Below are 11456 nucleotides of genomic sequence, written 5' to 3'. Positions count from 1 at the left end.
CTGCCAGCCGAGTGGCGGTTGAGTTTTTATGCCAATGAGTTTCCGGCAGTACTGGTGCCGCAGGACCAATGGCAGGCGCACTGGCAGCATCTGGCTGACTGGGCCGAGGATGTGCCGGATATAGTCCGGAGAGTACTCGCGCTGCCAAGATCCGAAAAACCGATCTAACCTCAAAGACATCATGGCTCGCATGCCAAAAGGTCGAAGGCCCAAGGATTGACCCGCCTCCCACAAACTATCGAAAAGTTGCCTCTGGCTCATCAAATCGCAATAGATCTCGTACCCAAGATCGCCGGTATAGCTCACCCGTTGAACGCGACACTTCGAAAGTCCAACAATCAAAGACTTCACATCCAAAAATCGAAAGGCTTCCGACGACACGTCCTGCGATGTGACCTTTTGCAACAGCGCACGCGCATTTGGCCCTGAAATCTGAAAACCAGTTACTTGATCAGAAACGTTCTGAACCGAAACACCTTTTTGAGTATGCTTCTCGAACCAGCGATGGTGAAAATCCTGACTGCCATAGCTTGCCGTGAGCTGAAACGCGTTGTCGTTATGACAAGAGATCGTAAAATCCCCGAAAAGACGCCCCTTTGGTGACAACATCGGCGATAGCGAAAGTCGTCCAGGTTTGGGGATGCGCCCGGCCATGATCTGGTCGAGCCAATTTCTTGCATTGGGTCCCGATACCGAAAACTTGCTAAAGTTGTGAACTTCATTGATCCCAACCATCTTCCGCACCGCATGCACTTCCGCCCGTACCGCCTCCCAGGCGTTCGAGCGACGAAAACTTGGGGTTTCGTACCTTGGCTCGCCTTCGCTTGCGAAATAATTTGGAACTTCAAGCCCGTAAGTCTCACCAAAAACGGCATTCATCCGATCCCAAACATCGTACATCGGTGTGCGCCGGAATGGTCTCGAAGCCGGAAGTTCTTCGTTCGGATAACTTACGGAAAAGCGGCGTTGATAGTTTTCAACGACTTTCGGCAAAGTATAGGCGGGCGTCGTCCAATGCCCAAAGCGCGCCACATCCATCGCACGAGGATCGCGCTCAGTTTCGCCTTCAATCATCCATTGAGCAAGACTAAGCCCGACCCCGCCGCCTTGACTAAACCCCGCCATCACAGCGCAAGCCGTCCAATAGTTTCGCAGGCCAGGAACCGGCCCAATCAAGGGATTGCCGTCGGGCGCGAAAGTGAACGGTCCATGAATGACGCTCTTTACACCGGCGCGTTCTAGGACCGGAAACCGTCGATAGGCAAAGTTAACACTGTCCTCAATTTTCTCGAACGCGTCATTCAGCAACTCATGTCCGAACGCCCACGGCGTGCCATCGACGGCCCAAGGCTCGCATTTTTGTTCATAAAAACCGATGCATAACCCACGCCCTTCTTGACGCAGATAACTCTCTCCGCCCGGATCCATAACATGTGGAAACTCCGAAGCGCGCTCATAAATTTCCGGAATATCTTCCGTTACCAAATATTGATGCGCCATTGGCATCAATGGCAAATACACGCCCGCCATCGCGCCGACCTCGCGTGCCCAAAGCCCCCCAGCATTCACAACATGCTCGGCAACGACAGTCCCCTTCTCCGTCACCACGTCCCATCCGCCGTCGGCGCGCGCATTGGTTTTTAACACGCGGGTATGGGTCACAATTTCGGCGCCAGCCATCCGCGCAGCACGCGCAAATGCATGCGTCGTTCCGGACGGATCGAGATGACCATCCAGCGGATCATATAGCCCGCCAAGAACGCCTTCCACATTTACAAGCTCTGCCATCTCCTTGATTTCGCTTGGCGAAAGAATCTCTGTTTCAAGCCCCATATACCGGTGCTTCGCCCGCTCGGCCTTCAGCATATCAAGTCGTTCCGGGGTATCAGCAAGCGTTATGCCGCCCACATGATGCAGGCCGCATGACAGCCCCGTCAGTTCCTCCAACTCGCGATAAAGACGGATCGTATAGCCCTGAAGCGCGGCCATGTTGGTGTCACCGTTAAGCGTGTGAAACCCGCCTGCGGCATGCCAGGTTGATCCGCTGGTCAATTCCGACCGCTCAATCAACATCACATCCGACCAACCCAGCTTGGTGAGATGGTACAACACTGAACATCCGACAACGCCGCCACCAATCACAACAACCCTGGCTTGAGATTTCATGTCAGCCGCTCTCCCGTCCCTTTAAACCCGGCCATTTCGCGCCAACCGCGCCCTCAATATGTCGGCCAATGGATCCCCAATCTCCAGTGCAAAAATCCAAGAATGTGTAAGGAAAAAGCATTCCTTTTCAATGTGATACCCAGCCGCTGCACGATCTGCGGCCTCTAAATACAACATCACAAGTGTCGCCACATCCCCCGTATCATGGGCCGCAAGAAGACGCACTTCGAGAACGTCCATCGAAGATTCTGTCGCGCTCACATAAGCCCTTTTTCCGCGTCGGGCGGGGTGTGCATCATTTTGTCCGCCACCCATCGATGGAAAATATGGGTCGGCCCGTCCATCGCGGGCGAAAACCGCCCGCCATCAAACCCCGGCGCTCCGCGTGCCGCCTGCATCCCTTCCACAACACCAATGTCCTCGACAAAAACCACCTGCCATTGGTCAGCGTTCTGAAGTCGCAACTCTTCGGACGTGTCGGGTGACGCGTAGAACAAGTGGATATGTTCACGCGTTAACCTGGGCCCCTTTGGCTCCAGGATAATCGCAAACACATGATCGCGCTGCACACCAAGCATCACATTCGGGGTCACCGTAATGTACTCGCCGCCGGTGTCCCATTTGTCCGACAGATTTGGGAAATCAGGAAATTTCGCGCCCGCTTCGCCTTCGATCTGCCGGTAAACTTCCGTCCCCTGCCCCGAGAATTTTCCAGGAGCTTCAATGTTGTAATGATCTTCAAGCCGCGAATAGCTGTTCAATCCCGGATGTACCCACGGCAGATGATAGCTCTCGCAATAATTCTCAATCGCAAGCTTCCAGTTTGTCCGACATTCAAGTGTAAACGTGCTGTCCGCCCCGCCGTGATAAAGCGGCACATCAAACTCAGCCCATCGCTCAATCAGATCAGCGTGAAGGTCGGTAAACGCAGGCGCATCCCCCGAAAGGTTAACATAGACCACGCCAAGCCAGATATGTGCGCGCACTTCAATAAGCCCAAGTTCATCGCGCTTGATGTCGGGATGCGTATTCTGTCCAGGCCCACCGACATGCGGCGTCGCGACAAGGCCACCTTGATGATTGTAGCACCACGAATGGTACGGACATCGGATCGCGCCTGCGATCTGGCGTGGCTCTGTCACAAGGATCATTCCGCGGTGACGGCAAATATTCTGGAAAACCCGGATCTTACCGTCTTTCCCATGCAACAAAAACAACGGCACACCAAGGAAATCTATCGGGCATGCGTCCCCCGGCTCGGGCACATCGGCAGCGACGCAGATGCCCGCCCAGGACGAAAACCAAAGCGCCTCACGCTCTTCGGCATAAATCGCATCCGAGGTATAGAACACATTCGGCAACCCATTCGCCTCGGCGATGGGCTGCAAAACCGCGCTTAAATCTCTGAACGTCATGGCTCCACTCCAAGGCTCTTGCAGTGAAGTGTGCAAATCTGCCTTCAGCCCATCGCGCCTTCTTGCGACACTGCCGTGTCGCTCACGACATTTGGGTCCTGCAACATAATCGCACCACCCCCACGGGCCGCATCTTGCGCCGCGTGGCCCATCGCAACGGCTTGCGCCCCATCGCGAAGCGAAACGTCTGGCGCGCCACCTTCACGCACAAGATCAAGAAAACGCGCGTGCTGATAGAACGTAGAACCGTTGTGATCACCTGCTTCCAGGATCGTGGGATCGACAGGGATTTCAACAACTAGCGGCCCTTTCGGACTGCGCGGAGACACAATTACCTGCGGCACAGGAGGCGTGCCCAGGTGCGTCGGCCAAAACCGTCCCGGTCCCGGAACAAAAGCTTCGATCTTGCCCGCTGGCCCGACAACGGAAATCTCTTCCTGATAGCGCGACCCTTCGGCGTACATACAAAGCTCCAACATCGCGCGTGCGCCTGACGCAAATTCAACGATCACATAGGCGCCATCCCAGATATCGGGCGTCTCACCAGCGTAAACCTCATCTTTATGATTAACGTCCTGCCCCGCGCTTGCGACAATCCTGACCGGTTCGGATTTGAGAATTAATCGCATCAAATCAAAGAAGTGACAGCACTTTTCAACCAATGTTCCGCCCGTGTAGCGATTGAAACGGTTCCAGTCGCCAACCTTCGGCAGGAACGGAAAGCGGTGCTCGCGAATGGTTAACATCGTTGGGCCACCCGTCGCCGCTTCGACTTCTGCAATCAGCGTCTGGATGGGTGGCATATAGCGATATTCCATCGCCACCCAGACGGCGGCCGCGTAGCTACTCTCTAAAGCCGTGATCCGAGCAGCCTGCGAGGGGTCAGTGTAAAGCGGCTTTTCGATCAACAACGGCAAAGGCCGCGTCGCTGCAATTTCTTCAAATTGCGGCACGTGCATGTGGTTCGGCGAGACCACCAAAAGACAGTCGATTTCCGGCATCGCCAACAAATCTGCAATCGAGCCGACCAATTTGGCATTCGGCGCAATCGCCTTCGCGGCGTCCGCCATATAGCGGTCGGGCTCGAAAATCGCAGCGACCCGCGCACCCGGCAACAAGGCAATATTGCGCAGGTGTTCCTGCCCCATCATGCCACAGCCAATCACACCATAATTAATGATACGTTCCATGCGTCTCACTACCTCATCCGCGCGATGTACCGCGCCACCGTGGGATCAAACCACGTGCGCGAAAATTCAGCGATGGCGCCTTCGTTCGTGCGACCCCATCTCTCGATAAATCCAGCCGGAGTGCCCGGGGCAGGATCAAAGTTTTTAACAGCCCAATCCGGCACGCCATCAACTCCGATCCGGTCCTCGGCCCGCGCAATCCACAGGCCCAACCGCGTCCGGTAATAATAGTAAAGACTGTCCAGTAGGTCTTCGCGCCGCATCGTTTCCGCCCAGGCCACATCAAGCCAAATCTCTTCCAATGCCGCCGGACGCCCCGACAATCGCCGCAAGCGCCGTATCCGGTGACCTTCGCTTGAAGCTCCGAATGCCGGCAAATCAGATGGCTTTTCCAAGCGATCAACGCTCAGGAGGTCAGCCGTCGGCAACCCGCCCCCCTCGATCAACTCCAGGCGAAAGAACGCGTAAATGCCAGCGGCGTCCGCCCGGTGGCGTACGTAATTCCCTGACCCTTGAATGCGGTCCAAAAGCCCCTTGTCTGCAAGGTCATTAAGCGCCTTACGCAGCGTGCCAACCGACACATCCATCTCGCCCGCCATATCGCGCTCGGGTGGCAGGCGCGCACCATCAGCCAGACGCCCGGCTGCAATCTCACGGATCAGCAACTCGGCAGTCTGAAGATACTTCGGCAGCGCAGAAGACTCGGGCACCAGAACGGCCAATCTAAGAATTGATACACTATTGATGTATATCAATGCGAATGCTACGCAAGGTTAAAATAATGCTTCGGAGAAGATTCGCATGACCATCGTTCCCGTGACCTCTGCAGATCTTGACGCCGCCGAAGTCAGCTGGTTTTCCGCTTTATGTTCAGATGATTACGCCTACCTTGGCGTCCCAGATGGGTCGCTTCGCTCGTCTTGGGAACACTGCCGCGACATCGTTCTTGAGGCCGAAAAGCAAGGGTTCCGCAATATTCTTGCGCCGTCGTCCTATCAGGTCGGGCAAGACACCCTCAGCTTCGTGGCGGGCTGCGCACCGCTTACGGAAAAGATCAATATGCTCGCCGCCGTCCGCTGCGGAGAGATGCAACCCATCATGCTTGCGCGCACCATCGCGACGCTCGATCACATGATGAAGGGTCGTTTGACGATCAACATCATTTCCTCGGATTTCCCCGGTGAAGTTGCCGAAAGCCGCCTTCGGTATCAACGCTCCCGCGAGGTCGTCGAAATCCTGCGGCAGGCCTGGACACAAGACGAAATTAACTACGAAGGCGAAGTCTATAACTTCCAGAACGTCCCGACCGGACCGGCCAAGCCGTACCAACAAAACGGCGGCCCGTTGATGTACTTCGGCGGCTACTCCCCGTCCGCACTCGATCTGTGTGGACAACACTGCGACGTCTACTTGATGTGGCCGGAACCCAAAGAACAACTGGCTCAACGCATGCGCGACGTGAACGCCGTCGCCGAGAAATACGGCCGCACACTGGACTACGGTTTGCGCGTCCATATGATCGTGCGCGATACCGAAGCCGAGGCCAAAGAATACGCCGAACACCTCGTCAGCAAGCTTGACGACGACTACGGCAAACTGATCCGCGATCGCGCTCACGATTCCATCTCGCTTGGCGTCGCCCATCAGGCCAAAGCTCGCGAACTGGCCGACAAATTCGGCTACGTCGAACCCAATATGTGGACCGGCGTTGGCCGCGCGCGCTCGGGCTGCGGCGCGGCTCTTGTTGGTTCGACCGATCAGGTTTTGTCGAAAATAGAAGAATACCAGGAGATGGGCATCCGGGCCTTCATCTTCTCGGGCTACCCCCACATCGACGAGTGCGTTCACTTTGGTAAACGCGTCCTCCCCGAACTAAAGACTGTTTCCCTGCCAGAGGCTTACGGCCGCGTGCCCGCCTCAACCCCCGCCACGCCTCTCGGCGTCGGAGAAAGAAAATAATGGATCGCGTTACCCTTACCGAAGACCTCAGCTTGTCCCGCATTGTCTATGGCATGTGGCGGCTGGACGAAGCCGACGACACCTCGCCCGCCCACATCGAAGCCAAGGTTGAGGCCTGTCTTGAGCAAGGCATCACCACCATCGATCAGGCCGACATCTATGGCCTCTATAAATCCGAAAGCCTCTTCGGCGGCGCGTTGAAATCCTCATCCTTGCGCGACAAGATCGAACTGATCTCGAAGACCGATATCGTGGTACCCTGCGGCGCCTTCCCGAACGCGCGCGTCAAGCACTACGACACCACGGCCAAGCACATCAACGCGCAGGTCGAATGCTCGCTGAAGCTGATGCACACCGACCACCTCGATCTTTTGCTGATCCACCGCCAAGACCCTTTCATGGATCACCACGAGACCGGCGAAGCGCTTGATAGGCTTGTCGAAAGCGGCAAAATCCGCGCGGTGGGTGTGTCGAACTTCCGCCCGTGGGATTTCTCGCTCTTGCAGTCCGCAATGGACAACGATCTGGTCGTCAATCAAATCGAGCTTAGCCTGTCGTGCTTTGACGCTTTCACCAACGGCGACCTCGCCTTCCTGCAGGAAAACGAGATCGCTCCGATGGCATGGTCACCGCTTGGCGGCGGAGGCCTGATGTCCGGCGACGGCGTTGTGCAGACTGTTTTGAGCCGCATTGCGAATGATACCGGAACCGATGCCGCTGCGGTGGCAACCGCGTGGCTGCTGGCCCATCCATCAGGCATCCTGCCGGTGATGGGCACCAACAATATCAACCGCATCAAGAAACTGTCGGACGCCACAAAGGTGCCAATGGAGCGCGAAACATGGTTCGAGCTTTACTCAGCCGCCGTCGGACACGAGGTCCCATGACATGGCTGACGGAGGCATTCCCCCAATGACCGCCTTCACCCCCGGCCCCGACACGGCGCGCGCATTTCGCGATGCTTTGGGCTGTTTTGCAACCGGCGTCACAATCATCACCTGCAAGACAGAAGACGGCCCCCTTGCGATCGCAGCAAACAGCTTTTCGTCGCTCTCGCTTGATCCGGCCCTTGTCTTGTGGTCGCCGGCCAAAACCTCTCGCCGGTTCCCAGCGTTCAATGCCGCAACCCACTACGCCATCCACGTGCTGACAGCCGACCAAGCCGCCCTGTGCCAGACCTTTGCCCGCGACGGCGCCGCTTTTGATGGCGTCGCATGGGTGCCCGGCACCCACGGCGTACCACTGATCGACGGCTGTCTTGCCCGATTTGAATGCACGCGCCACGCCATCCATGACGGCGGCGATCACGTGATCATCGTCGGCGAAGTGACCCAAGCAGAAATGACCCAAGGCGCACCCCTTGTGTTCTCAAAAGGATCATATGGACGCTTTACAGATACCGATTAAGAACCGACAGTAAGTCGCACGACAGGCCCCAAAAAACAAAAAATATGGGCCACTAGGGAGGATAAACGCCATGGCGTTTTTACATGGGCTGCTTTGGCCCTTTCAGACTTGGAACGACTACGTTCTGAGAATTGGACGTGCCATATCGCTCGTCGCCATCGCATTGATGGTACTTGCGATCCTTATCCAAGTCTTCTTCCGCTACGCTTTGAACAACGCCCTGCCATGGCCAGATGAGGCTGCGCGCTTCATGATGCTCTGGATGACCGGCTTCATGGCCCCTTTGGCCTACCGACAGGGTGGGTTCGTCGCTATCGACATGCTGATCGAAGCGCTGCCCAAAGCGATCGGCTCAGCACTCAGCCTTTGCCTCCTCATTATCTCAGGGTTCGTCCTCGTGATGGCCGTTCAGATTGGCTGGGGCGAGGTTACCGGCTTCTCTGGAAAATTCGCCACATCCTCGCTGTTCGTACCCGGCAACGGCTCCGGATTTTGCGAAGCGCTTGGCGCCAAAGGCGTCGGCAGTGGGCCTTGGTGTCGCGTACCACGATCCTGGATGATGCTGTCGTTCTTTCTCGGCATGTCGTTCATGTTGATCGTCAACATCGAAATGGTTTTGCGCACGCTTATCACCCTCCTCGGAGGCGAGGTCAGAGACCTCACCCCCTCCGATGCTGAAGCCCTGGTGGAGTAAAAAACATGCTGATCTGGTTCCTCCCCATCTTCCTCATCTTCCTTATGATCGGTCTTCCGGTGTTCTTTGGCCTGCTTGCCGCTCCGGGAATCTTGTTGTTCCTTAGCGCCTCTGCTGAAGGGGCCGCCGATCCCACAAAGGAACTCACGCTCCTTTACCGAAACGTTTACAATGGCATGGACAGCTTCCCGCTGATGGCGATCCCGTTCTTCATGCTGGCAGGCGAACTTATGAACAAAGGCGGCATTACCGAACGCCTTGTCGAATTCTCACAGGCCCTGATGGGCCATTTTCGGGGCGGCCTCGCCCACGTGAACATCCTGTCGTCCATGCTGTTTGCAGGCCTCTCCGGCTCTGCTGTAGCTGACACATCGGCACTGGGCTCCATGCTGATCCCGGCGATGGAAAAGCAGGGTTACACCCGCCGCTTCGCCGCCGCCGTTACAGCCGCCTCATCCGTCATCGGCCCGATCATCCCGCCCTCCGGCATCATGATAATCTACGCCTATGTTATGGGCGAAAGCGTCGCCGCCCTCTTCCTTGCAGGCATCGTCCCCGGCGTCATGATCGGCCTTGGTCTGATGGCTGTCGTGCGCCTGATGGCCAACAAATATGATCTGCCAAAGGCAGAGCGCATCGTGCGCAAAGGCATGACCCTCACAAAACGCGAATACTGGGCCAGCTTCGTCCTTCTGCGCCTGAATATCGGCTGGCTGATCTTCGCGCTGTTCCGTGGCACCACGGGCATCGCAGGCGGTGAAGAGCCATCTTCTATCGTGGTCCTTGTCACCTTCCTTGTCGCTGTTCTCGCCTCCCACGTTCTTCTGATGAACATGCGTGGCCGCATTCACAGCGACTTTCGCATGGTCACCAAACGCGCGGTCGTGCCCCTGCAAACACCGATCCTGATCCTGGGAGGTATCCTTCTGGGCGTCTTCACCCCAACCGAGGCCGCAGCCGTCGCCGTGTTCTACGCGATCGTCGTCGCCTTCTTCGTGTTGAAAACCATGACGCTGGCCGACCTGCCAGGCGTGCTCAGCCGCTCTTCCATGACCTCGGCTGTGGTACTCCTCCTTGTGGGGGGCGCGATGGCGTTCAAAACCGTGGTCTCGCTCTCGTATGCTCCGCAAATCCTTGCGGATTACGTCCTAAGCCTGTCGGAAAACCCACTGGTCCTGCTGTTCCTGATCAACATCCTGCTGTTCATCGTCGGCATGTTCCTTGATGCGGGTCCCGCGATCATCATCCTCGGCCCGATCCTGGGTCCGATATTCGTCGACTTGGGCGTTCACCCGGTCCACTTCGCAATCATCATGTCGGTGAACCTTACCGTCGGGTTGGCAACCCCGCCTATGGGTCTGGTGCTCTTTGTCGCCTCCTCCGTTTCGGGGGAAAAGGTGCAAACCATCGCACGGGCCATCCTGCCATTCCTCGCCGTCGAGGTATTGGTGATCTTCCTGATCACCTACATCCCGGCCATTTCGATGACGATCCCGAGACTAACCGGGTTCGTTCAATGACCAAAAGCAACCTAATAGGGAGAGATACATGCTAAAGGGTCTTACAACAGCGGCACTCGCTGCAACGATGATCGCCGGTTCGGCGTTCATGGCCAACGCGGCGGATTTCACAATCCGCGCAACAGCCAACTCAAACGAGAACGACGAAGACTATGACGGTCTTGTCGTTTTCAAAAACTTCGTAGAGCAAGCCTCGAACGGCGCAATCGAAGTCGAGATGTTTATCGGCACACAGCTTTGCTCGAATGGCGCTGAATGCCTGCAGGGCGTGGCTGACGGCAACATCGACGTCTACATTTCGACCTCGGGCGGTGCCTCCGGCATCTTCCCCTTCGTTCAGGTTCTTGACCTGCCCTACCTGATGGCCGACGACCGCGTGGCTGAAGGCGTGTTGGAAAACAGCACCGGCTTCATGAAAACCATGAAGGAAATGACGCTGGCAGCTTCCGGCGACACCATCCGCCTGATGACCATCGGTAACACTGGTGGCTGGCGCAACTTCGCGAACACGCAGCGCCGTGTTGCGATGCCCGCCGATATGGAAGGCCTCAAGATCCGCACCGTGGTCGCCGACCTTCCACAGGAGCTGGTGAAATCGCTTGGCGCCTCACCTACTCCGATCCCATGGCCCGAGCTGTTCACATCGTTCCAGACGGGCGTTGTCGAAGGCTCCAAGAACGGCATCACCGACATCATGGGCATGAAGTTCCCGGATGCTGGCCTGCAGTTCGTCACGCTTGACGGTCACGCCTACATGGGCGCGCTGTGGTTCATGAACAATGAAAAGTTCCAGTCCATGCCAGACGACATGAAGCGCGTTGTGGTCGATGGCTTCTACCAGCTGCAGCAGGCAACATTTGCCTCGCCAAAGCGTAAGTCGATCGCTGCCTACACGGAATTCCAGGAAGGGGGCGGGGACCTTTACGTGCCGACACCTGTCGAGAAAGCCGCGTTCAAAGAAGCCGCGACACCTGTGTTCAGCTGGTTTGAAGAGAACGTCGACGGTGGCGCACAGATCCTCGAAGCGCTGACAGGTACTGTTGCTTCGGTTGAAGGCGACATCGAAGCCGCACGGAGCGCCGACCTGAACTAAGGCTCAGCGGTT

General features: G+C 56.8%; 11 protein-coding genes. 6 read left to right on the top strand and 5 right to left on the bottom strand.

All coding sequences use genetic code 11. The annotated features are described in order from the left end of the window. The 5 genes from AC221Y_RS13715 to AC221Y_RS13695 form a co-directional block, all read right to left on the bottom strand. On the bottom strand, positions 1 to 2166 hold a 2166-nt coding region (locus tag AC221Y_RS13715; protein WP_486707536.1), incomplete at its 3' end, for a GcvT family protein. A 21-nt stretch (positions 2167 to 2187) separates the two neighbouring features. Beyond that, positions 2188 to 2427: a hypothetical protein gene (locus AC221Y_RS13710; protein ID WP_486707535.1), complete on the bottom strand. Its 240-nt coding sequence runs from the start codon at positions 2425 to 2427 to the stop codon at positions 2188 to 2190. Next, positions 2424 to 3581, bottom strand: coding sequence for an aromatic ring-hydroxylating oxygenase subunit alpha (locus tag AC221Y_RS13705; protein WP_299757990.1), 1158 nt, complete (start codon positions 3579 to 3581; stop codon positions 2424 to 2426). The genes AC221Y_RS13710 and AC221Y_RS13705 overlap by 4 nt, the downstream gene beginning before the upstream one ends. 44 nt (positions 3582 to 3625) lie before the next feature. Next, positions 3626 to 4771 carry a Gfo/Idh/MocA family protein gene (locus AC221Y_RS13700; protein ID WP_486707534.1) on the bottom strand — a complete coding sequence of 382 codons (1146 nt, stop codon included), beginning with the start codon at positions 4769 to 4771 and terminating at the stop codon, positions 3626 to 3628. Positions 4772 to 4779: 8 nt separating this feature from the next. Further along, complete coding sequence (locus AC221Y_RS13695; RefSeq protein ID WP_299757985.1) at positions 4780 to 5481, bottom strand: GntR family transcriptional regulator; 702 nt, start codon at positions 5479 to 5481, stop codon at positions 4780 to 4782. Between the two features lie 91 nt (positions 5482 to 5572). Between AC221Y_RS13695 and AC221Y_RS13690 the strand changes: the two genes are divergently transcribed. From AC221Y_RS13690 to AC221Y_RS13665, 6 genes are all read left to right on the top strand, one after another. Further along, on the top strand, positions 5573 to 6730 hold the full coding sequence (locus AC221Y_RS13690) for an LLM class flavin-dependent oxidoreductase (RefSeq protein WP_299757983.1): 1158 nt from the start codon (positions 5573 to 5575) through the stop codon (positions 6728 to 6730). Further along, on the top strand, positions 6730 to 7617 hold the full coding sequence (locus AC221Y_RS13685) for an aldo/keto reductase (protein ID WP_299757981.1): 888 nt from the start codon (positions 6730 to 6732) through the stop codon (positions 7615 to 7617). The genes AC221Y_RS13690 and AC221Y_RS13685 overlap by 1 nt, the downstream gene beginning before the upstream one ends. 25 nt (positions 7618 to 7642) lie before the next feature. Next, positions 7643 to 8137: a flavin reductase family protein gene (locus tag AC221Y_RS13680; protein ID WP_299757979.1), complete on the top strand. Its 495-nt coding sequence runs from the start codon at positions 7643 to 7645 to the stop codon at positions 8135 to 8137. Positions 8138 to 8207: 70 nt separating this feature from the next. Then, complete coding sequence (locus AC221Y_RS13675; RefSeq protein WP_299757976.1) at positions 8208 to 8831, top strand: TRAP transporter small permease; 624 nt, start codon at positions 8208 to 8210, stop codon at positions 8829 to 8831. 5 nt (positions 8832 to 8836) lie between these two features. Next, positions 8837 to 10351 carry a TRAP transporter large permease gene (locus AC221Y_RS13670; protein ID WP_299757974.1) on the top strand — a complete coding sequence of 505 codons (1515 nt, stop codon included), beginning with the start codon at positions 8837 to 8839 and terminating at the stop codon, positions 10349 to 10351. Between the two features lie 28 nt (positions 10352 to 10379). Then, the gene (locus AC221Y_RS13665; protein ID WP_299757972.1) at positions 10380 to 11444 is read left to right on the top strand and encodes a TRAP transporter substrate-binding protein; all 1065 of its coding nucleotides are present in this window, start codon (positions 10380 to 10382) and stop codon (positions 11442 to 11444) included. Positions 11445 to 11456 lie beyond the last annotated feature (12 nt).

Source organism: Boseongicola sp. (genome assembly GCF_057460485.1).
The sequence above is the reverse complement of the archived record's forward strand: the minus strand, read 5'-3'. Positions and strand labels throughout refer to the sequence as shown.